General features: G+C 65.5%; 17 protein-coding genes. 14 read left to right on the plus strand and 3 right to left on the minus strand.

Features of this window, described 5'->3' with window-relative positions; genetic code table 11:
- Positions 1 to 77 precede the first annotated feature (77 nt).
- The 4 genes from A9D60_RS10535 (at position 78) to repC (ending at position 5,088) form a co-directional block, all read left to right on the plus strand.
- On the plus strand, positions 78 to 1,286 hold the full coding sequence (locus A9D60_RS10535) for a Fic family protein (RefSeq protein WP_065267544.1): 1,209 nt from the start codon (positions 78 to 80) through the stop codon (positions 1,284 to 1,286).
- A gap of 175 nt (positions 1,287 to 1,461) precedes the next feature.
- Positions 1,462 to 2,649 (plus strand): plasmid partitioning protein RepA, encoded by a 1,188-nt coding sequence (repA, locus tag A9D60_RS10540; protein WP_065267545.1) that lies wholly within the window; start codon positions 1,462 to 1,464, stop codon positions 2,647 to 2,649.
- A complete protein-coding gene (repB, locus tag A9D60_RS10545) occupies positions 2,646 to 3,662 on the plus strand; it encodes a plasmid partitioning protein RepB (RefSeq protein WP_065267546.1) in 1,017 nt (338 codons plus the stop codon). The genes repA and repB overlap by 4 nt, the downstream gene beginning before the upstream one ends.
- Before the next feature lie 181 nt (positions 3,663 to 3,843).
- The gene (gene repC / locus A9D60_RS10550) at positions 3,844 to 5,088 is read left to right on the plus strand and encodes a plasmid replication protein RepC (RefSeq protein ID WP_302621845.1); all 1,245 of its coding nucleotides are present in this window, start codon (positions 3,844 to 3,846) and stop codon (positions 5,086 to 5,088) included.
- Positions 5,089 to 5,278: 190 nt separating this feature from the next.
- Here the strand turns inward: repC and A9D60_RS10555 are convergent, their stop codons facing one another.
- Entirely contained in the window at positions 5,279 to 6,052 is a 774-nt protein-coding gene (locus A9D60_RS10555; RefSeq protein ID WP_065267548.1) for a FadR/GntR family transcriptional regulator, read from the minus strand.
- Positions 6,053 to 6,382: 330 nt separating this feature from the next.
- On the opposite strand from A9D60_RS10555, the gene A9D60_RS10560 reads away from it, so the two are divergent.
- The 7 genes from A9D60_RS10560 to lpdA all read left to right on the plus strand — a co-directional run bounded on the left by A9D60_RS10560 (position 6,383) and on the right by lpdA (position 16,439).
- The gene (locus tag A9D60_RS10560; protein WP_065267549.1) at positions 6,383 to 7,435 is read left to right on the plus strand and encodes a TRAP transporter substrate-binding protein; all 1,053 of its coding nucleotides are present in this window, start codon (positions 6,383 to 6,385) and stop codon (positions 7,433 to 7,435) included.
- Positions 7,436 to 7,557: 122 nt separating this feature from the next.
- Positions 7,558 to 9,624, plus strand: a complete 2,067-nt coding sequence (locus A9D60_RS10565) for a TRAP transporter large permease subunit (protein WP_065267550.1) — start codon at positions 7,558 to 7,560, stop codon at positions 9,622 to 9,624.
- Between the two features lie 19 nt (positions 9,625 to 9,643).
- Positions 9,644 to 11,326, plus strand: coding sequence for a D-lactate dehydrogenase (dld, locus tag A9D60_RS10570; protein ID WP_065267551.1), 1,683 nt, complete (start codon positions 9,644 to 9,646; stop codon positions 11,324 to 11,326).
- Between the two features lie 252 nt (positions 11,327 to 11,578).
- Positions 11,579 to 12,814 (plus strand): 3-methyl-2-oxobutanoate dehydrogenase (2-methylpropanoyl-transferring) subunit alpha, encoded by a 1,236-nt coding sequence (locus A9D60_RS10575; RefSeq protein ID WP_065267552.1) that lies wholly within the window; start codon positions 11,579 to 11,581, stop codon positions 12,812 to 12,814.
- Position 12,815: 1 nt separating this feature from the next.
- On the plus strand, positions 12,816 to 13,829 hold the full coding sequence (locus tag A9D60_RS10580; RefSeq protein ID WP_065267553.1) for an alpha-ketoacid dehydrogenase subunit beta: 1,014 nt from the start codon (positions 12,816 to 12,818) through the stop codon (positions 13,827 to 13,829).
- Between the two features lie 3 nt (positions 13,830 to 13,832).
- Complete coding sequence (locus A9D60_RS10585; RefSeq protein ID WP_065267554.1) at positions 13,833 to 15,086, plus strand: dihydrolipoamide acetyltransferase family protein; 1,254 nt, start codon at positions 13,833 to 13,835, stop codon at positions 15,084 to 15,086.
- The gene (lpdA, locus tag A9D60_RS10590; RefSeq protein ID WP_065267555.1) at positions 15,087 to 16,439 is read left to right on the plus strand and encodes a dihydrolipoyl dehydrogenase; all 1,353 of its coding nucleotides are present in this window, start codon (positions 15,087 to 15,089) and stop codon (positions 16,437 to 16,439) included.
- A gap of 37 nt (positions 16,440 to 16,476) precedes the next feature.
- On the opposite strand, the gene rsgA is transcribed toward lpdA, so the two are convergent.
- Together rsgA and A9D60_RS10600 are read right to left on the minus strand one after the other, a co-directional pair.
- The gene (rsgA, locus tag A9D60_RS10595) at positions 16,477 to 17,553 is read right to left on the minus strand and encodes a ribosome small subunit-dependent GTPase A (RefSeq protein WP_065267556.1); all 1,077 of its coding nucleotides are present in this window, start codon (positions 17,551 to 17,553) and stop codon (positions 16,477 to 16,479) included.
- Positions 17,554 to 17,807: 254 nt separating this feature from the next.
- Complete coding sequence (locus A9D60_RS10600) at positions 17,808 to 18,383, minus strand: exopolysaccharide biosynthesis protein (RefSeq protein WP_065267557.1); 576 nt, start codon at positions 18,381 to 18,383, stop codon at positions 17,808 to 17,810.
- A 306-nt stretch (positions 18,384 to 18,689) separates the two neighbouring features.
- Here A9D60_RS10600 and A9D60_RS10605 point away from each other — a divergent pair, with 306 nt between their 5' ends.
- From A9D60_RS10605 to A9D60_RS10615, 3 genes are all read left to right on the plus strand, one after another.
- Positions 18,690 to 19,274, plus strand: coding sequence for an ANTAR domain-containing response regulator (locus A9D60_RS10605; RefSeq protein WP_065267580.1), 585 nt, complete (start codon positions 18,690 to 18,692; stop codon positions 19,272 to 19,274).
- Positions 19,271 to 20,449 (plus strand): CmpA/NrtA family ABC transporter substrate-binding protein, encoded by a 1,179-nt coding sequence (locus A9D60_RS10610; RefSeq protein ID WP_065267558.1) that lies wholly within the window; start codon positions 19,271 to 19,273, stop codon positions 20,447 to 20,449. Before A9D60_RS10605 ends, A9D60_RS10610 begins: the two co-directional genes overlap by 4 nt.
- 266 nt (positions 20,450 to 20,715) lie before the next feature.
- Positions 20,716 to 22,083 (plus strand): CmpA/NrtA family ABC transporter substrate-binding protein, encoded by a 1,368-nt coding sequence (locus A9D60_RS10615; protein ID WP_065267559.1) that lies wholly within the window; start codon positions 20,716 to 20,718, stop codon positions 22,081 to 22,083.
- Positions 22,084 to 22,121 lie beyond the last annotated feature (38 nt).

Genomic DNA, 22,121 nt, shown 5'->3' on the forward strand with positions numbered 1-22,121 from the left:
CGAAAACGGGCTATAAAACGGAACTTGAATAGGAACAAAACGGGCGTCACACCCCGGAAGCGGAACAGGGGCACTGCATGGCGGCGGACAGGCCAACCGACTTGGCGGATGATGGCGAGCCGATCACCATCGTCGAGCCGCTGATCCCCGAAGAAGCCTCCCGGCACCGCCCTGCCCTCAACGATCTGGCGGTGGAGCTGGCGATGGCCTCCTCAGCCCTGCGCGCCGCGCTGCCAGAGGCCGTCCGCACTCCGCTGGCAGGCCTGGTGCGGTCGATGAACTGCTACTATTCGAACCTGATCGAGGGCCACAACACCCACCCGGTCGACATCGAACGCGCACTCAATCAGGATTTCAGCCAGGATCAGGCCAAGCGCGATCTGCAGCTGGAGGCAGTCGCCCATATCGCCGTGCAGAAATGGATAGATGAGGGCGGGCTGCCCGGCCATCCGCTCGATCCCGCCGTGCTGCAGGAAATCCACCGCCGGTTCTGCGAAAACCTGCCCGAAAGCCTGCTGACCGCGCGCAGCCCGGACGGCACGGAGACCCGGATCATCCCCGGCGCCTTCCGCACGGATTACGTGCAGGTGGGCAAGCACGTCGCCCCCAGCCCCGGCGCGGTGGCGCGGCTGCTGGCCCATATGCGCAAGATGTACGGCGCCCAGGGCCGCAGCGGCGCCATCATCGCCACCGCCTGCGCCCATCACCGGCTGGTCTGGGTGCACCCTTTCCTGGACCTGAACGGGCGGGTGTCGCGCATGGTCGCCCACGCCATGCTGCGCCAGAACGTGAATTCCGAGGGCCTGTGGTCCGCCTCCCGCGGCCTCGCCCGCAAGGAGGCCGAGTACAAGCAGCGCCTGATGGCTGCGGATGAACCCCGCCACGGCGGCGCCGACGGCCGCGGCAACCTGTCGGAGCAGCGGCTGGCGGAGTTTGCCGCCTTCTTCCTGGAAACCGCAATCGACCAGGTCCGCTTCATGGAGCGGCTGATGCAGCCGCAGGCCCTGCGCACCCGGGTTGAGGCCTGGTGCCAGCAGGAAATCAAGGCAGGCCGCCTGCTGACCGGTGCCGAAACCGTGATGCGCGAGGCTCTAACCCTGGGCAAACTGGAACGCGGGAGCGTGCACGGGCTGCTTGGCGTCAGCGACCGCCAGGCCCGCAAGGTGACCGCCGGATTGCTGGCGGCCGGCGCGCTGGCATCGCCAACCCAGCGCGCGCCCCTGCAGCTGACCTTCCCCGCGGCGCTGGCCGGGGACTGGATGCCCGGCCTGTTTCCCAGCCGCTGACGCCGCGCCCCCTGCCCGCCCGGCAAACGCCAACTATAGAAAACGCTTGCACGAATCCCGCTCTTTGGCCAATAGTCACGGAAAAGAGGCGGCAAACGCCAAATTCCGTGAACACGCCAGGCAGCAGACACACGGGTAAAAGGCAGAGCGGCGCAGATGGCAGGCACAAGGGCAGATGGATCATACATACACACCTGAGGATCTCAATGCGGTGATCCGCCAGCATTCCGAATGGATTGCGGCCCAGCTGCATGCGCAGCGCGAAAGCCTGTTCCCGCCGAACGCCTCCAAGACCATGCGCAAATTCACCTCCGGCGAGGCCGCAAGCCTGCTGGGCGTGAATGATTCCTACCTGCGCAAGCTGCATCTGGACGGCAAGGGCCCCTCGCCCGAGCTGACCGCCGGCAACCGCCGCCAGTATTCCGCCGAGGACATCCGCGAGCTGCGCGAGCTGCTGGAAAAAACCGCCCGCAAACCCGGCGATTACCTGCCCGGCCGCCGCGAAGATGATCACATGCAGATCATCGGCGTGATGAATTTCAAGGGCGGCTCCGGCAAGACCACCACTTCCGCCCATCTGGCGCAGCGCCTCGCGCTCAAGGGCTACCGGGTGCTGGCGATCGACCTCGACCCGCAGGCGTCGCTGACCGCGCTGCACGGCGTCCAGCCGGAGTTCGACCTCAAGGACGGCGGCACGCTTTATGACGCCATCCGCTACGACGACCCGGCGCCGATCTCCTCGGTGATCCGCAAGACCTATATCCCGAACCTCGACCTGATCCCCGGCAACCTCGAACTGATGGAATTCGAGCACGACACCCCCCGCGCCCTCGCGCAGGGCAGCGCCGGCTTGTTCTTTTTCCGGGTCAAAGAGGCTCTGACACAGGTCGATTCCGACTATGACGTGGTGGTGATCGACTGCCCGCCGCAGCTCGGCTTCCTCACCATGTCGGCGCTCTCCGCCGCCACCGGCGTGCTGGTGACGATCCACCCGGAGATGCTCGACGTGATGTCGATGTCGCAATTCCTGCGCATGACCGCCGACCTGATGGACGTGATCGCCCAGTCCGGCGCGGATATGAGCCACGACTGGATGCGCTACCTGCTGACCCGCTACGAACCCTCGGACGCGCCGCAGAACCGCATCGTTGCCTTCCTGCGCACCATGTACGGCGACAAGGTGCTGAACGCGCCGATGCTGAAATCCACAGCGATTTCCGACGCAGGCCTCACAAAACAGACTCTATACGAGGTCGAACGCAGCGCTTTCACCCGCTCCACCTATGACCGCGCGGTCGAAAGCCTGAACGCCGTGAACGACGAAATCAGCCAGCTCATTCAGGAAACCTGGGGGCGCACATGACCAGCAAAAAATCACGCCTTTCGATGCTCGACAGCCTGGCCGCGGCCGGCGCGCCGGTCTCCTCCCCTGCCCCGGCGACGCCGATGATGTCCAGCAACCGCGCCCTGCGCTCGGCCCGCGACGCGGTTGATTCGCACCGGGTCTGGGATCTGGAGCCGCATCAGATCGAGGACACCCGCGTCCACGACCGGCTCGACCCCAACGACATCCACGACCTGCGCGACGCGATTGAGGCCAACGGCCAGACCGTGCCGATCCTGGTGCGCCGCCACCCGTCCGAAGCCGACCGCTATCTGCTGGTCTACGGCCGCCGCCGGCTGGAGGCGATCCGCGCCTCCGACAAGGTGACCAAGGTCCGCGCCCTGGTCGCAACACTGGATGATGACGCCGCCGTGCGCGCCCAGATTTCCGAAAACATGGCGCGCCGCGACCTGAGCTTCATCGAAAAGGCCCTGTTCGCGCAGGAGCTGGTCGAAAACGGCTTTGGCAACCAGTCGCAGGTCGCCGAGGTTCTGACCGTCACCAAATCCTCCGTCTCCATGGCCATCGCCATTGCCGAGGCGGTGGGCCCCGATCTGATCCGCGCCATCGGCCCGGCCCAGGGCATCGGCCGCCCCCGCTGGGACGCGCTGGCCAAGGCAATTGCCGCCAGCGGCGCCAGCCAGGAGGGGCTGATTGCCATCGCCCAGAAGGAATACGACGATTTCACAATGCGGGCCGTCAACGGCGCTGCCGAGACGGAGCCCGCCGACCCGTCGGTGCTTGCGTTTGAGGCGGTGTACAGCGCCGTAGCGCCCTCCCCTGCCCCGCAGAAACCGGCAAAGGAACCCAAGGCCCGCACCCTCAGCCAGCCGCTCACCGTGGATGGCCTGCGCAGCGCCACCCTGCGCCGCACCGCCAAGGGCGTCAGCCTCGAACTTCCTGGCGGCGGCTTTGCCGACTGGCTGGAGGCTGAGGCGCAAACACTGATTGAAGAGCTTCACGCGCGCTGGCAGTCGCGCGGCGAAGAATAAATGATAACAACAACTTAGGAGGCACTGAGCAGGCAAAAAAGAAGGCCCCGCAAAACCGAAGCTCCACGAGACCAACTTGTTTCTAGCACCTTCAAGTTAGTGGCCGGAGCGTTTGACCGCAAGTCCAAAGCGATTCGCGGGCCGCTGTTTTTTTGTCTTTCGTGATGATGACATGGGATATATGCCCCTCACGCCTTTTGGGCGAACGGTGGATGCTGTCCTGCTGAAACACCAGCAGGCCGCCGCCGCACCCTCCCCTATGCTCAGCCCTGTCAGCAAGTGGGACGCGCTGCGCGAACTCGCAGCGGCGCGCAAGGCCTATGGCCTGAATGACCGCGACCTCTCCGTCCTGCAGGCGCTGATCAGCTTCCTGCCCGGCACCGATGTGGATCCCCAGCCCGGAGTCACCGTGGTGCACCCTTCCAACCGGACCATCTGCGAGCGGCTGAACGGGATGCCCAATTCCACCATGCGCCGCCACATGGCCAAGCTGGTAGCCGCGGGCATCCTGATCCGCCGCGACAGCCCCAACGGCAAACGCTACGTGCGCCGTTCCCAGGGCGAGCGTGTGGCCTACGGCTTCGACCTCTCCCCCCTCGCCCGCCGCTACGCCGAGTTTTCGGACGCCGCCGAGGCTGAGCGCGCCCTGGCGTCCCGCATCAAGCAGCTGCGCGAAACCGTCAGCCTGATGCGCCGCGACCTGCTGAACCTGGCTCTGCTTGGCGCTGCAGAAGATCCTGAGCTGTCCATTTGGGACCAGTTCCAGGACCTCGCACATCTCACAGCCCGCGACCTGCGCCGCAAGCTCGGTCTGACTGATCTGGCTGACATCCAGGCATCTCTCTCCACCGCATTGGAGGAAACCAAACGCCAATTAGAGACCCTTTTTGCAGAGAAACCGGGCACCAGTGACGCCCAAATTGAGCACCACTATCAGAATTCTAAGAAAGACTCTTTTGAATCTGAACAGGCCGTTAAGCCAGCGCACGCACCGCATACGGAATCGCAAGAGGATACCGGCTATGCTGAGAAACCCTCAGAACAAGGTCCCGTGAGCCATGAAACCCGACCCCAGCCACCAAAGGCCCCTGACCCCAGCGGCCCGAACCTCCCGCTGCGCCTGATCCTTTCGGCCTGCGGTGAAATCCAGAGCTATGCGGATGGAGCCATCCGCCATTGGCCCGACCTCCTGCGGGCCGCCGATACCGTGCGGCCGATGATGGGAATCTCTTCAGCCGTCTGGGAAGAGACCAAGACTGTTATGGGGGCCGCAGAAGCCGCAACCGTGGTCGCCGCAATGCTCGAACGGTTCCCCGATATCCGCTCGCCCAGCGGATACCTCAGGCATCTGAATGCCAAGGCTGTCTCCGGAACCTTCACCAGTGCCCCGATGGTCATGGCACTCGCCCGCAAAGCCGCAGCCTAGAGAGTTCACAGCTGTGAACTCCTTGCCTGCCCTTACCGCTGTGAAAACAGCCTAGCCAGATTGCGGCAGTAAATGCGGAGCCAGTTGCCTGAGTCGCAGGGAGCAGAAAACCGGGGCAGTGCGGTTTTGCCGACTGGATAAGGCTCCGGCCCGGTTGAGGTAAAAGCGCTCCGGCGGGTCCGCCGCGGACCTATTTAGTCAGTTGCCGCCGCTTGGCAGCGCGGATCTCGCGGGCCTGCTGCTCCTGTCCAGTGCGGAAGGATTCCTCGACAAAATCCATGTGGCGCCGGGCTGCGACCTCGGCGCGCTCCGGGTCGCCGTCGATAATTGCCTGGGCGATCTCCTTGTGCTGCTTCAGCAGCTCCGCGCCGGTGCCGTCCATGGTGCGCAGGAATTCGCGGTTGTAGAACACCCCCTGCCGGGTCAGGTCGTAGACCGAGGCCATCATGTGGATCAGCGTGGTGTTCTGGCTGGCGTCGACAACGGCGGTGTGCAGGCGGAAATCGGCCTCCTGGCTGGCGTCCTGATCGTCCTGCTCCCAGGCTTTCTGCATATCGGCGATGATCTCAGCCAGCCGCGCCTTGTCGGAGTCTGTGGCGCGGGCGGCGGCCAGGCGGCTGGCAAAAGCCTCCTGTTCGCGGCGGTATTCCAGGTAGTCGTAGAAGGCGCCGCCGTGGCGGGTGTAGAGCGACAGGAGGGCAGGGGACATGGCCCGGCCGGTGAGCGGCGCGATGAAGGTGCCCTCGCCATGGCGGACATTGACCAACCCGCGGCCTTCCAGCGTTTGCAGCGCCTCGCGCAGCTTGGGGCGCGACACTCCCATGGCCTCTGCCAGTTCCCGCTCGGAGGGCAGTTTGCGGCCTTCCTTGAGGATGCCGTCTACGATCATCGTCTCAATCTGCTCCACCACGGCATCGGCAATCGATTCGTGTCCAACGGGGTCAAACGGGCGGATGTCGGTCATGGCGTCCACTTTGATGCAGGGAAACCTCAAGCCAGAGGTCATTCCGAAACTTTACCACTGCGCCGCAAAACTGCAAGCCGAGGTACCCAGAAATACGGATATCCGGGATTGAGACAATAGCATGAAAGAAAACAATCTTTTCTGAACCGGCGCTGAAATCTCCGAAAATACATGCGGTTTTGCACGCCTCACCTTCCCGCGGCCTACCAGCAAAGTGGTAAATAAAGTTGTTGACTGAATTATGTGGTCAACAATATTTACCAGTCATACCGCATCAGCGGTTGGAATTGCGGCCGGAGGAGCGGCCGGACTGAACCCGGAGGAGATCCCATGAAAAAGACCCTGACCTCGCTGGCCGTGGCCGCATCGCTGCTGGCAGCCCCCGCCGCACAGGCCGCTGACAAGCTGCTGCTGAAAACCCCGATTGCGTTTTCGACCGCGCTGCCGGGCCTCGGCTCGCCGATCCCGCGGGTGGCGGAGCAGCTGGACCTGATGTCTGGCGGCAGCCTGAAGATGAAGGTCTATGAGCCTGGCAAACTGGTGCCGCCGTTTGAAATCCTGGACGCGGTATCCTCCGGCAAGATTAACTCCGGCTACACCACCGCCGGTTACTGGGCGGGCAAGATCCCGGCTGCGCCGTTGTTCTCTGCTGTGCCGTTCGGCCCGGAGGCGGGCGAGTACATGGCCTGGCTCTACTATGGCAACGGCATGACCCTGTATCAGGAGATGTACGACCAGGCGGGCTATAACGTGAAGGTGCTGCCCTGCGCGGTGATCGCGCCGGAGACCTCCGGCTGGTTCGCCAAGGAGATCAACAGCGCCGAGGATCTGAACGGCCTGAAGATGCGCTTCTTCGGCCTCGGCGGCAAGGTGATGCAGAAGCTGGGCGTGGCCACATCGCTGCTGCCCGGCGGCGAGATCTTCCCGGCGCTGGAGAAGGGCGCGATTGACGCGACCGAGTTCTCGATGCCCGCAATCGACGCCCGTTTGGGCTTTCACAAGCTGGTGAAATACAACTACTTCCCCGGCTGGCACCAGCAGGCCACCGTGTTTGAACTGCTGGTCAATAAGGACGTCTGGAACGAGGCCAGCGCCCAGCACAAGGCGATCATCGAAAATGCCTGCAAGGCCTCGATGGCCGACAGCTTTGCCGAAGGCGAGGCGATCCAGCACGAGGCGCTGATCGACAACGTCGAAAACAACGGCGTGCAGATCAAGCAATGGGACGACCAGATGCTGGAGCTGTTCCGTGCCACCTGGGACGAGGTCGCCGCGGAAGAGGCCACCAACGACCAGTTCTTCGGCCGGGTGCTGCTGGACATGCAGACCTTCCGCGAAGGCTATGCGGTCTGGAAAGAAAACGCATTCCTCCCGCGCAAGTAACCCGCTTGCGCACCTTGGGGCGGCAGTATTTCCGCCGCCCCGCTTTCCCTGATTTTCGTCATTTCCCTGACTGACACGGGCGCATTCACGTCCGCGCACGCCACGTTCCGGAGGAGGAAACCATGGCTGAGAATCTGCACCTGCAGGATGACCCGATCGAACGCTACGAAGAGATCCTGGAGCATGGCGACGAGGACCGGCAGCAGCTGGCGGTGTGGATCGACACTGCGGTCAAGGGGACCGGCAACCTGGTGATGTGGGCCAACGTGCTGCTGGTGCTGGCCATCGTGTCGCAAGTGGCGCTGCGCTACCTGCTGAACCAGAACTATCCCAAACTGGACGAGATCCAGTGGCATTTCTACGGGCTGGTGACGATGATCGGCATTTCTTATGCGCTGGTCACTGACAGCCATGTGCGGGTGGATGTGCTGCATATGCAGCTGAGCCGCCGCGCCCGGCGGATCATCGAAGTGATCGGCATCTTGACCCTGCTGGTGCCGTTCATCTATCTGATGATCGATCAGGGCTATGATTATTTTTACGAAAGCTGGCGGGTGAGCGAACGCTCTGACAGCCCCACGGGCCTGCCGGCCCGCTGGGCGCTGAAAGCGGTGATCCCGCTGAGCTTTGTCCTCTTGGCGGCGGCGGCGCTGGCGCGGCTGATCCATGACGGCCACGCGCTGCTGGCAGGCCCGGCAGAGGAGCGCGCCGGCAAAAGCCTGCGGCTGGTGGTCTGGGCGCTGGTTGGCTTTGCTGTTGTGGCGACCGCGCTGACCTTCCTGGTGGAGACCACCGAGGAAAAGTTGGTCATCGCCATGTTCCTGACCTTCATCGCGCTGCTGTTCACCGGCTTTCCGGTGGCCTGGACGCTGGCCGGGGTAGGGGTGGCCTATTGCGGGCTGGCCTATCTGTTCGACAACGGCATGATGCACTGGACCGGGCTGGAGGAAACCCTGACCGGGCTGGATTACCTGACCCTGGGTGCGGTGGTGAACCGGGTTTATGCCACCATGTCGAACGCGGTGCTGGTGGCGCTGCCGATGTTCATCTTCATGGGTCTGATGCTGGATGAAAGCGGCGTGGCGGAGCGTCTGATGAGTGCGATGCAGCGCCTGTTCGGCACCGTGCGCGGCGGGCTGGCGATCACCGTCACCCTGATCGGCATCATCCTTGCGGCCTCCACCGGCATCATCGGTGCCTCTGTGGTGCTGCTGGGTGTCTTGTCGCTGCCGTCGATGATGGAGCAGAAGTATTCGCCTGCGCTGGCGGCGGGCGTGGTCTCTGCCTCCGGCACGCTGGGGATCCTGATCCCGCCCTCGATCATGCTGGTGATCATGGCGGACCAGATGGCGCTGAGCGTCGGCGACCTGTTCATGGCGGCGGTGTTCCCCGGCGTGATCATCGGCGCGCTGTACCTCACCTATATCTTCGTGATTGCGCTGATCAAACGCGACGCGGCCCCGGCACCTGCGGGGGCCAAGCGCCCGGACTGGGCGGCGGTCAAGGACGTGATGATTGCGGTGCTGCCGACACTGGGGCTAATTCTGGCTGTGTTAGGCTCTATTTTTGCAGGTCTCACCACCCCGACCGAGGCGTCCGGAGTGGGCGCTTTGGGGGCGACGCTGCTGGCGCTTGGCTACCGCAGGCTGACGCTGGCGAAGCTGGTCAACGTGCTGAAGGCGACGTTTAACACCACCGCCTATATCTTTGCGATCTTCCTCGGCGCGACGGTGTTTTCCTATGTGCTGCGGGAGCTGGGCGGCGATGCGCTGATCGAGGAGATGATCCAGGGCACCGGCTTCGGGCCGGAGGGCACCGTCTTCATGATCCTGTTCATCGTGTTCCTCTTGGGGTTTGTGCTGGACTGGATCGAGATCACCCTGATCGTGCTGCCGCTGATGCGCCCGATCGTGAACGGGTTGGGGCTGGATATTCCCGGTTTCGGCGCCATCGATGAGCCGGCGCTGGTGTGGTTCGTGATCCTGGTGGCGGTGACGCTGCAGACCTCCTTCCTGACGCCGCCGGTTGGCTTTGCGCTGTTCTACCTCAAGGGCGTCTGCCCGCCGGAGATCCGTTTGGGCCATATCTACAAGGGCATCATTCCGTTTGTGCTGCTGCAGCTGACGGGCCTGATGTTTGTCTACCTGTGGCCGGCACTGGCGACCTGGCTGCCATCTGTGGCTTACTGAGCAGGGGAGGGCGGCTGTCATGAGCGATGCAGAGCTGATCGAGACGCTGAAATCCATCTGCGGGCGGCGCCATGTGCTGACCGGCGACCGCGCCACGCGGCGGTTCCGCAAGGGGTTCCGCTCCGGCGAGGGGGAGGCGCTGGCGGTGGTCCGGCCCGCAACCCTGCTGGAGCAGTGGAAGGTGCTGCAGGCCTGTGTGGCGGCGGACAAGATCGTGATCATGCAGGCGGCCAACACCGGGCTGACCGAGGGCTCCACCCCCAAGGGCCGCTATGACCGGGACGTGGTGCTGATCAACACCCGGCGGATGGACCAGCTGCAGCTGCTGGACGGCGGCAGGCAGGTCGTCAGCTTCCCCGGCAGCACCCTGTTTGCGCTGGAAAGGCTGCTGGCGCCGCTGGGCCGCCAGCCGCATTCGGTGATCGGCTCCTCCTGCATCGGGGCGTCCATCGTGGGTGGCGTCTGCAACAATTCCGGCGGGTCGCTGGTGGAGCGGGGGCCGTCCTATACCGAACTGTCGCTGTTCGCCCGCATTACCGGGGACGGCCAGCTGGAGCTGGTCAACCACCTGGGCATCAATCTGGGCGCCAGCCCGGAGGAGATCCTGACCCGGCTGCAGAGCGGCGACTACCGCCCCGAAGATATCGAGACCGGCAATCGGAAAGCCTCTGACACCTCCTATGCCCGCCGGGTCCGGGACATCGACGCGCCGACCCCGGCGCGGTTCAACGCCGACAAGTCGCGGCTGTATGAGGCGGCGGGCTGTGCGGGCAAGCTGGCGGTGTTTGCGGTGCGGCTGGATACCTATGCCAAGAATGAGGAAGAGCTGACGTTTTACGTCGGCAGCCGGACCACCGCGGCGCTGACCGCCCTGCGCCGCCGCATTCTGGCGGAGTTTGCCACTCTGCCGGTGAGCGCCGAATACATGCACCGGGATGTCTTTGACCTGTCGGACCGCTATGGCAAGGACACCATGGTGATGATCGACAAGCTGGGCACGGACCGGCTGCCGCTGTTCTTTGCCCTGAAAGGCGCGGTGGATGCGCGGCTGGCGGGCATTCCCGGGCTTGGCAATCTGACCGACCGCGTAATGCAGATGCTGTCGCGCCTGTGGCCGGATATCCTGCCGCGGCGGATGCGGGCGTTCCGCCGGTCCCACCCGCATCACCTGATCCTCAAGATGCGCGATGGCGGCATCGCCGAGGCCCGCGCCCTGCTGGAGGAGATGGCGGGGGAGGGGATGCTCAGCTATTTCGAATGCTCCCCGCGCGAGGCCAAGATGGCGGGGCTGCACCGCTTTGCCGCGGCCGGCGCCGCGGTGCGCTACATGGCGGTGCACCGGGCGGAGGTGGAGGACATCATCGCGCTGGATATCGCCCTGCGCCGCAACGATCAGGACTGGTTCGAGGAGCTGCCGCCGGAGATCGCGGATCAGCTGGCCGGCAGGCTCTATTACGGGCATTTCATGTGCCACGTGCTGCATCAGGATTACATCGTGAAGAAGGGCGCAGACGTGAAGGCGCTGAAGGAGGCGATGCTGGCGCTGCTGGATCAGCGCGGGGCGGAATACCCGGCAGAGCACAACGTCGGCCACCTGTACCCGGCCAAACCGGACCTGGCGGAGTTCTATAAATCGGTGGACCCCACCAACAGCATGAACCCCGGCATCGGCAAGATGTCACGGAACAAGCATTACGCCTGAGAGCGCCTGCGGCGTCCCTTGTACCGAAAAGTTGCGTAAACCAGCCGCCTGGGCCGCCGCCCGGGCGGTTTGCCGTCATGCAAAGGTTGCCGCGGCGGCGCGGTTCTGCAACCGTGGCCGCACTTGGTTACCGGACTATGTGGTAAAAAACGGGGCAGGGCAGGCAGCAGCGGCACAGAGCGGCGGCGCTTGCCCGGCACGGAGCAGCCCGCCCGACGGCGTCCGAAGGCTGCGCAGCCAGAAAGGTGCAGCATGACCAGTGACACCCGACCGCTTTCGCTGAATGTTCCAGAGCCGGGCTGCCGGCCGGGCAGCACGCCGGATTTTTCCGGCTTTGAAATCCCCCGCGCAGGCGCAGTGCCGCGGCCGCCGGTGGATGTGGACCCGGATGCGATCCGGGACATGGCGTTTTCCATCGTGCGGGTGCTGAACAAGGACGGCGAGGCGGTGGGCGACTGGGCGGGCGCGCTGAGCACCGAAGAGCTGCACGAGGGGCTGCGCCACATGCTGCTGCTGCGGACGTTCGATGCGCGGATGCTGAATGCGCAGCGGCAGGGCAAGACCAGTTTCTACATGCAGCACCTGGGCGAGGAGGCGGTCAGCTGCGCCTTCAGCCGGGCGCTGGAGCCGGGCGACATGAATTTCCCGACCTACCGGCAGGCCGGGCTGCTGATCGCCAGCGGCTATCCGATGGTCACGATGATGAACCAGATCTATTCCAACGCCGAGGACCCGCTGCACGGGCGGCAGCTGCCGATCATGTATTCCTCCAAGGAACACGGGTTTTTCACGATTTCCGGCAATCTGGGCACCCAGTTCGTGCAGTCGGTGGGCTGGGCGATGGCCTCTGCCATATCAGGCGACACGCGGATTGCGGCGGGCTGGATCGGCGACGGCTCCACCGCGGAAAACGATTTCCATGCGGCGATGGTGTTTGCTTCGACCTACACCGCGCCGGTGGTGCTGAATATCGTCAACAACCAATGGGCCATCTCGACCTTCCAGGGCATTGCCCGCGGCGGGGTCGGCACCTTTGCCGCCCGCGGCCACGGGTTCGGCATCGCCTCTGTCCGGGTGGATGGCAACGATTACCTGGCGGTGCATGCGGTGGCGAAATGGGCCTGCGAGCGGGCGCGGCGGGGGCATGGGCCGACCTTGATCGAGCATGTGTCCTACCGCGCGGGCGGCCATTCCACCAGCGATGACCCCTCTGCCTACCGGTCCCGGCGCGAGGCGGCGGCCTGGCCGCTGGGCGACCCGGTGGAGCGGCTGAAGAAGCATCTGATCGCCATCGGGGAATGGAGCGAGGAGCGCCACGCCCAGGCCGAGGCGGAGGTGCTGGACACCGTGCGCGCGGCGCAGAAGGAGGCGGAGGCCATCGGCACGCTGAGCGCCGGCAAGGTCCCCAGCCCGCGCGACATGTTCGAAGGCGTCTATGAAACGATGCCGCCGCATCTGATCCGGCAGCGCCAGGAAGCGGGGTTCTGAGATGGCGCGGATGACCATGATCGAAGCCATCCGCGAGGCCCATGACGTGGCGATGGCGGCGGACGAGCGGGTGGTTGTTTTCGGCGAGGATGTGGGGTTTTTCGGCGGCGTGTTCCGCTGCACCGCGGGGCTGCAGGAGAAATACGGCAAATCCCGCTGCTTTGACGCGCCGATCAATGAATCCGGCATTGTCGGCACCGCCATCGGCATGGCGGCCTATGGGCTGAAGCCGGTGATCGAGATCCAGTTCGCGGATTATGTCTATCCGGCCTATGACCAGATCGTTTCAGAAGCGGCACGGCTGCGGCACCGCTCGAACGCCGATTTCACCTGTCCGCTGGTGATCCGGATGCCCACCGGCGGCGGCATCTTTGGCGGCCAGACCCACAGCCAGAGCCCGGAGGCGCTGTTTACCCATGTGTCGGGGCTGAAGGTGGTGATGCCGTCCAATCCGCGCGACGCCAAGGGGCTTCTGCTGGCGGCGGTTGCCGACCCGGATCCAGTGATTTTTTTCGAGCCGAAGCGGCTCTATAACGGGCCGTTTGACGGCCATCACGACAAACCGGTCGAAAGCTGGAAGTCCCATCCGCTGGGCGAGGTGCCGGACGGGGACGAAATCGTGCCGCTGGGAAAGGCGGCCATCCGCCGCGAGGGCGCGGAGGTGACGGTGCTGGCCTATGGCACCATGGTTTTTGTGGCCGAAGCCGCGGCAGAGGAGACCGGGGTGGATGCGGAGGTGATCGACCTGCGCAGCCTGATGCCGCTGGACCTGGAGGCGATCGTGGGTTCGGTGCAGAAAACCGGGCGCTGCGTGATCGTGCATGAGGCGACCCGCACCTGTGGTTTCGGGGCGGAGCTGATGGCGCTGGTGCAGGAGCATTGCTTTTACCACCTGGAGGCGCCGGTGATCCGGGTGACGGGCTGGGACACGCCGTACCCGCATGCGCAGGAGTGGGAGTATTTTCCGGGGCCTGGCCGGGTTGGCGAGGCGCTGAAGAAAGTCATGGAGGAGTGATCCATGGGGGTGTTTGAAATCCGGCTGCCCGATGTCGGCGAGGGCGTCGCCGAGGCGGAGCTGATCGAATGGCATGTGAAGCCGGGCGATGTGGTGCGCGAGGACGACATCCTGGCCGCGGTGATGACCGACAAGGCCGCGGTGGAGGTGCCGTCCTCAGCCGATGGCACGGTGCTGGAGCTGGGCGGCGAGATCGGCGCAATGATCCCGGTCGGCGGGGTTCTGGTGCGGCTGGAGGTCGAAGGCGCGGGCAATGCTGCCGCGCCCGCACCTGAGCCGGAGGCAAAGCCTGCGCCGCAGTCTGAGCAGGGGGCTGGGACAGAGCCAGAGCCGGCGCCGCCGGCGGTGGCAAAAAGAGCGGGGCACCGGCTGCCGCCGCCGGAGGGCGCCAAGCCGCTGGCCGCGCCCTCGGTGCGGGCGCGGGCGCGGGCCGAGGGGGTGAACCTGCGGCAGGTGCCGGGCAGCGGCCCGGCGGGGCGCATCAGCCATGAGGACCTGGACAACTGGATCGCCTCCGGCGGCATCAAGCAGGGCGGTGTCACCCGCGGCCGCAACACCGGGGTCGAGGAGATCCGGGTGGTCGGCATGCGCCGCAAGATCGCCGAGAAGATGGCGCTGGCGAAACGGCAGATCCCGCATATCACCATCGTCGAGGAGGTGGAGATGGGCGCGCTGGAGGATCTGCGCGCGGCGCTGAACAAGAAACACGAGGGCAGCCGCCCCAAGCTGACGCTGCTGCCCTTCCTGCTGCGCGCCATTGTCGAGGCGGTGCGCGAGCAGCCCGGGCTGAACGCCCGGTTCGATGACGAAGACGGCGTGATCCACCGCCACGGCGGTGTGCATGCGGGCATCGCCACCCAGACAGGGCAGGGGCTGACGGTGCCGGTGGTGCACCATGCCGAGGCGGGCAGCCTGTGGGACAATGCGGCGGAAATCCAGCGGCTGGCAGAGGCCGCCCGCGACGGCTCCATCAAGCGGGAGGAGCTGAGCGGCGGCACCATCACCATCACCTCGCTGGGCCCCTTGGGTGCCATCGCCACCACCCCGATCGTGAACTACCCGGAGGTGGCCATCGTCGGCGTCAACAAGATGCAGATCCGCCCGGTCTGGGACGGCCAGCAGTTCCGGCCGCGCAAGATGATGAACCTGTCCTGCTCCTTCGATCACCGGGTGGTCGACGGCTGGGACGCCGCGGTCTTTGTGCAGAAACTGAAATCCCTGCTGGAAACCCCAGCGATGCTGTTTGTCGAGGGCTGAATGTCTGATCTGAAATGCAAACTGCTGATCATCGGTGCCGGCCCCGGCGGCTATGTCTGCGCCATCCGCGCGGGCCAGCTGGGCATCGACACCATCGTGGTGGACGAGGGCAAGCCGGGCGGCACCTGCCTGAACGTGGGCTGCATCCCGTCGAAGGCGCTGATCCATGCGGCGGAAGAGTTCCACCGGATTGCACAGGCGCCGCAGGGGCCACTGGGGATCCGCTGCGGCGCGCCTGAGATTGATTTTGCCAAGACGGTGGCCTGGAAGGATGGCATCGTGCAGCGGCTGAACAGCGGCGTGGCGGCGCTGATGAAAAAGGCGGGCGTGCGGTTTGTTGAGGGCCGCGCCCGGTTCCTGGATGGCAAGACGGTGGCGGTGAACGGCAGCGGCCAGGTGATCCAGGCGCAGTATATCGTCATCGCCTCCGGCTCTGCCCCGGTGGAGCTGCCGGATCTGCCGTTCGGGGGCCCCATCCTGTCCTCGACCGGGGCGATGGAGCTGACGCAGGTGCCGGACAGCCTGGCGGTGGTAGGCGGCGGCTATATCGGGCTGGAGCTGGGCACCGCCTTTGCCAAGCTGGGCACGAAGGTCACGGTGGTCGAGGCGGAAGAGCGCATCCTGCCGCTCTATGATGCGGAGCTGACCCGCCCGGTTTCGGCGCGGCTGAAGGCGCTGGGGGTGGCGGTGAAGACCGGCACAAGGGCGCGGGGCTATGAGAACGGCAGGCTGCAGACCAGTCAGGGCGACGTGGCGGCGGAGAAGGTGCTGGTGACCGTCGGGCGGCGGCCCCGCACCGCCGGGATCGGCATAGAGGAGCTGGCGCTGACCCAGGACGGGCCGTTTGTCAAAACCGACAGCCATTGCCAGTCGTCGATGCGCGGCATCTATGCAATCGGTGATGTCACCGGCGAGCCGATGCTGGCGCACCGCGCCATGGCGCAGGGCGAGATGGTGGCCGAGTATATCGCGGGCCATGCGGTCCAGTGGGACAAGCGGGCCATTCCGGCGGTGTGCTTCACCGATCCGGAGGTGGTGGCCTGCGGCGCGCTGCCGGGTGAGGCCGAGGGCACCGCCGCCACGCTGTTTCCGCTGCAGGCCAACGGGCGGGCGCTGACAGCAGAGCGCGAGGACGGGTTCCTGAGGGTGATCTGGCGGCAGAGCGACCATGCGGTGGTGGGCCTGCAGGCGGTCGGGGCAGGGGTGTCGGAACTGTCTGCCGCCTTTGCGCTGGCCATCGAAATGGGCGCCTGCCTGGAGGATATCGGCGCGACGATCCACGCCCACCCGACCCAGTCGGAAGCCCTGCAGGAGGCCTGCCTGAGGGCGCTGGGGCAGGCGCTGCATATCTAGGGTCAGGCCTGAGCCTGACCCTAACGTTTGTTTCCGCCTACCTCTTGCGGTCTTTCATCCTCACCGCGCTGCGGACCATTTTGCCAAACGCCTTGCCGCGGGCGCGGCGCTCGGCCAGCGTGGCGGAGTTGAAGGCGTCCTCAGCCATCAGCTTGCGCCAGCGGTCCAGCTGCGCCTGTTCGATTTCCCCCTGTTCGACGGCCTGCAGCACGGCGCAGCCCGGTTCGCTGTCATGGCGGCAGTTGCTGAAGCGGCAGCCCGCGGCCCGTTCGGTGATGTTTGCAAACAGGCTGCTGATGCCGTCCGCCGCATCGGTCAGCTGCAGCTCCCGCATGCCGGGGGTGTCGAGGATCAGGCAGCCGTTCGGGGCTTTGTGCAGCTCGCGGTGCGTGGTGGTGTGGCGGCCCTTGGCGTCGTCCTCGCGGATCGCCTGCGTGGCGATGGTTTGGCCGCCGAGCAGCGCGTTTGCCAGCGTCGATTTGCCAACCCCGGAAGAGCCGAGGAAGGCCACCGTCCTGCCCGGTTTGCACCAGGGCGCAAGCGCGGTCTGCACTTCGCCGCCGCGGGCGTCCAGCGCCACCACCTCAGCCCTGTCCGAAATGGCGCGGGCGGCCTGAACATAACCCTGCGGATCATCCGTCAGGTCCGCCTTGGTCAGCACGATGACCGGGGTGATCTGCGCCTCCAGCATCAGCGCCAGATAGCGTTCCAGCCGGGCGGTGTTGAAGTCCTGATTGCAGGAGGTGACGGCAAAACCGGTGTCGATATTGGCCGCGATCAGCTGGTCCTGCCGGCCGGTGCCGGGTGCCCGCCGCCGGATCAGGCTGGTGCGCTCCAGCATCCGGCTGTTCTGCGGCAGCGCGCGGTCCAGCATCAGCCAGTCACCCACGGTTGCATCCGGGCGCGGCGGCAGGGTGGTTTCAAACCCGTCACCTGTGGCGTGCAGCACGCTGCGGTGCACCGCGGTGATGCGGACGGGCGGGGCGGCGGCCATCTCTTCGGTGCAGACCTGCTGTGCGAAATGCGGCTGCCAGCCCAGGGCCTGCAGCGGGGTGAGGGTAGGTTTTTGCGTGTCCAGCGGGCTGGAAAAGAACTGGGAATAGTCCCGTGTCATTGGAATGTCTTTCATGTCGTTGCCGCGGGGTGGGCCCGGGCGCAGGAGTAAGGGGAATGTACATGCACAGAGACGAAGCCGCTCTCCGGCGGGAGGCGGGGGGCAATCGGCTGCTGTGCACCGGGAGGCAGCAAGCCTCCCATCCTTACCAGGACACAAAATCTCCATTTCCGGTGCGTGCAATATAGGCCGCCGGTGCGCGGGGAACAACCGCCAAGAGGAGAACTGTCCGCTGCAGGTGCTGCGGATGCGGGTCAGTGCATCAGGCTGTTTGCCCCGATCAGGAGCGAAGCGGCCACAAACACCGTCAGGGCAATCGACAGCAGCCCGGCGCAGGCGCCTGCCAGCACGATCACCCCGTCCCGCTCCACCAGCCCGATGCTGGTGATGAACAGGGCGATGGCCGGAAACCAGCCGGTGAGCGGCAGCGGAATGAACAGGGCCAGCGAGACCAGGAACAGCAGGCCCCCGGTCAGCTGCTCCCGCCGCGGCTGGAACACTGCCCCAAGGCGCGGCCGGGCGATCCGCTCCAGCCGCCGCGACACCGGGCGCAGGCGCAGCACGATCCGGCGCATGGCCGCGCCGGAGATCCGGATCCGTGCGATCCTGCGCGGCAGCCGGACACTGGCAAAGCCAAGCCCCATCTGGGCGCAGAAGAACAGCAGCGGCAGGGCGGTGACAAGCGTTGCCCCCGGCGGCAGCGGCAGCAGGTTGATCAGGCAGGAGAGCAGGATGGCCCAGCCGAAAGACCGGTCGCCAAGCTGTTCCAGAAAGGCGCCAAGGGAAATGTCATCATCGCTTTGGTGGCCGCGGATCACCCGCAGCAGCATGAAGGACAGGGACCGCTTTCTGGCCAGGGTTGCGGCGGCGGATCCGGGGCATCCAGAAACAGATTTCACTCTCGCCTCGCAACTCCAACTGCGCCGCTGCCTGCTTAGCCGCTTCCTGCTGCTGCGGCAACCGTCTAAGGCGCAGTCCCGGCGGCGGAGCGCACAAGGACCGCCGCCGGCGCGTGTGTTTCTGATGCCGGATGTCCGGGCAGATTGCCTAAAAATCCGGCGCCCGCAGGGTATCCGGAAATTGCGGCATGCTTGTGTCCTTTACAGCCGCCCGCAGCGCTCTGCATGGTTCTGCGCATGCCGGATGCCCTGTCCATTGCCGTTGTCGAACCGGACCGTGAACGCGCCTTCATGATCGTGGAGGGGCTGCGGGAAGCCGGGGATTTTGACGTCCAGGTAATCTCGGAGCCGTCGGGGCTTGCGCGCCAGATACAGATGCGCGACCCGGATGTGGTGCTGATCGATATCGCCAATCCCTCCCGCGATGTGCTGGAGGAGCTGACGCTGGCCTCCGGGCCCAAGGACCGGCCGGTGGCCATTTTCGCCGACCGCAGCGAGGACGGGCTGTCTGCTGCCGCGGTGGAGGCGGGGGTTTCGGCCTATGTGGTGGACGGGCTGCAGCCGGCCCGGCTGAAACCGGTTCTGGATGCTGCCATTGCCCGCTTCCGGCTGTTTCAGCGGATGCGCACGGAGCTTGCCGAGGCCAAGCGCGCGCTGGAAGAGCGCAAGGTGATCGACCGCGCCAAGGGGATGGTGATGAAGGCCCGCGGCATCAGCGAGGACGAAGCTTATGCGCTGCTGCGCAAGGCAGCGATGGATCAGAACAAGCGGGTCGCCGAGGTGGCGCAGGCGCTGGTCACGGCGGCGGGGCTGCTGGCATGAGCGTGACGCGGATCCCGGCCGGCTATGTCCCGCTGACCGATGCGGCGCCGCTGATTGCGGCGCAGGAAATGGGCTTTGCCGCCGAGGAGAAGCTGGCGCTGGACCTGCACCGCGCACCCTCCTGGTCGTTGCTGCGGGACATGCTGGCCTTTGGCCAAGTGGACGCCGCCCAGATGCTGGCGCCGGTGCCGGTTGCCGCGGCGCTTGGCCTGGGCGGCGCCAGCGCGCCCCTGTCGGTGCTGTCGGTGCTGTCCGTCAACGGCACGGTGATCGGGGTCAGCGGCGGGTTGGCCCGCAAAATGGCGGCGGCGGGGCACAGGTTTTTCTTTGACGATGCCGTGGCCGCGGGCAGGGCGCTGATCGCTGCGGGCGGCCCGGAGCTGCGGATCGGCGTCCCGTTCCCCTTTTCCATGCATGCCGAATTGCTGACTTATTGGCTGACAGGGCTGGGGGCGGGCACGCCCCCGGACATCGGCATCCGCACGGTGCCGCCGCCGCTGATGGCGGAGGCCATCCGCAGCGGCGAGATCGACGCCTTCTGTGTCGGCGAGCCCTGGGGGTCGATGGCGGTGGAGCAGGGGGCCGGCGCGCTGCTGCTGCCCGGCCGGGCGATCTGGTCCTTTGCGCCGGAAAAGGTGCTGGCGGTCCGCAGCGCCTGGGCGGACAGGGAACCCGGCCTGTCCGGCCGCCTGATCCGGGCGCTGTGGCGCGCAGGCCGCTGGCTGGCCGATCCGGCGTCGCGCGGGCTGGCGGCGGAAATCCTGTCCGCGCGGCGCTACCTTGACCTGCCGGCTGAAATCATCGAGCGTGCGCTGTCGGGGAAGTTCACCGTGACGCCGCAGGGGCTGCAGCGCGAAGCGCCCGGTTTCATCGGCTTCCACGATGGCGCCGCGGGGTTTCCCTGGCGCAGCCAGGCGCAGTGGATTGCCCTGCAGCTTGCCCGGCGCAACGGGCTGGACCGCCGGGCAGCGCTGGAAACAGCCGGGTCAGTATTCCGCAGCGACCTGTACCGTGCCGCCCTGCGGGACACTGGCGCGGAATTGCCGGACGGCTCCTCGAAACCGGAGGGTGCTGTTGGCGCGCCGCTGGCGGCTGGCGGAGAATCGGAACCGGCCGGCCTGCTGCAGAACCGGTTTTTCGATGGCCGCGTTTTTGATCCCCTGGCCGCGGACTGATGAAAATACAGGCAGCTTGCTGCGCCGCGACGCTGCAACGCAGAATTTCTTGCTGCACGAGCAAAGAAACCTTTGGCGCAGGCCGGTTCTTGCGGCAGTCTGAGGTCAGACAGGCAACGGAGCCTGACTGAGAATTTTCCCGAAGACCGGGGTTCACTGAGCAAAGCCGCTCGACCCACCGCCACTCCTTCCGGCGGTGCGTGTCAGCGGCTTTTTTCTGTTCCGGCGCCTGCCGCCGGACGCAGCTAGGAAAAGGAACCAACCCGATGAAGACACTCATAATGGCGCTTGCGGCCTCAACTGCACTGACCGGACCGACCCTGGCCGGAACCCTGGAGCTGGAAAAGGACGTGCTGACCTTCGGCTTTATCAAGCTGACCGATATGGCGCCGCTGGCGGTGGCCTATGAGCAGGGCTTTTTCGATGACGAGGGGCTGTTTGTCACGCTGGAAGCGCAGGCGAACTGGAAGGTTCTGCTGGATGGCGTGATCAGCGGCACGCTGGACGGTGCCCATATGCTGGCAGGCCAGCCGCTGGCCGCGACCATCGGCTATGGCACCGAGGCGCATATCGTCACGCCGTTTTCCATGGATCTGAACGGCAACGGCATCACCCTGTCCAACGAGGTGTGGGAGATGATGAAGCCGAACCTGCCCACGGACGCGGATGGTAATATCGCGCATCCGATCTCGGCCTCCTATCTGAAGCCGGTGATCGAGGATTTCAATGCCAAGGGCAAGCCGTTCAACATGGGCATGGTGTTCCCGGTTTCCACTCATAACTACGAGCTGCGCTACTGGCTGGCGGCGGGCGGCATCAACCCCGGCTATTACTCGCCGGAGAACGTGACCGGGCAGATCGGCGCAGAGGCGTTCCTGTCGGTGACCCCGCCGCCGCAGATGCCCGCGACGCTGGAGGCCGGCACGATCTCCGGCTACTGCGTCGGCGAGCCGTGGAACCAGCAGGCGGTGTTCAAGGGCATCGGCGTGCCGGTGATCACCGATTACGAGCTGTGGAAGAACAACCCGGAAAAGGTGTTCGGCATCACCGCGGAATTTGCCGAGGAAAACCCGAACACCACGCTGGCGGTGGTCAAGGCGCTGATCCGCGCGGCCCAGTGGCTGGATGAAAGCGAAAATGCCAACCGCCCGGAAGCGGTGGAGATCCTGTCGCGGCCCGAGTACGTCGGTGCCGATTATGAGGTGATCGCCAATTCGATGACCGGCACCTTCGAGTATGAGAAGAGCGATAAGCGCGACGTCCCGGATTTCAACGTGTTCTTCCGTTACAACGCCACCTATCCGTTTTATTCGGATGCGGTCTGGTACCTGACCCAGATGCGCCGCTGGGGGCAGATTGCCGAGCCCAAGCCGGACAGCTGGTATGACGAGGTTGCCCGTTCTGTCTACAAGCCGGAGATCTATCTGGAAGCCGCAAAAATGCTGGTGGATGAGGGGCTTGCCAGCCCCGGGGATTTCCCCTGGGACAGCGACGGCTACAAGGCCCCGACGCCCGCAGAGGACATCATCGACGGCATCCCCTTCGATGGCAAAACACCCAACGCCTATATCGACAGCCTGCCGATCGGACTGAAGTCCGGCCAGACCGTTGTTGGCAGCGCCATCCAGGGCTGACCCCGGACAAGAGGGCAGGGGGGCGATGCGCCCGCATG

It is taken from the genome of Leisingera sp. JC1 (genome assembly GCF_001679925.1).
Taxonomy (GTDB): Bacteria; Pseudomonadota; Alphaproteobacteria; order Rhodobacterales; family Rhodobacteraceae; genus Leisingera.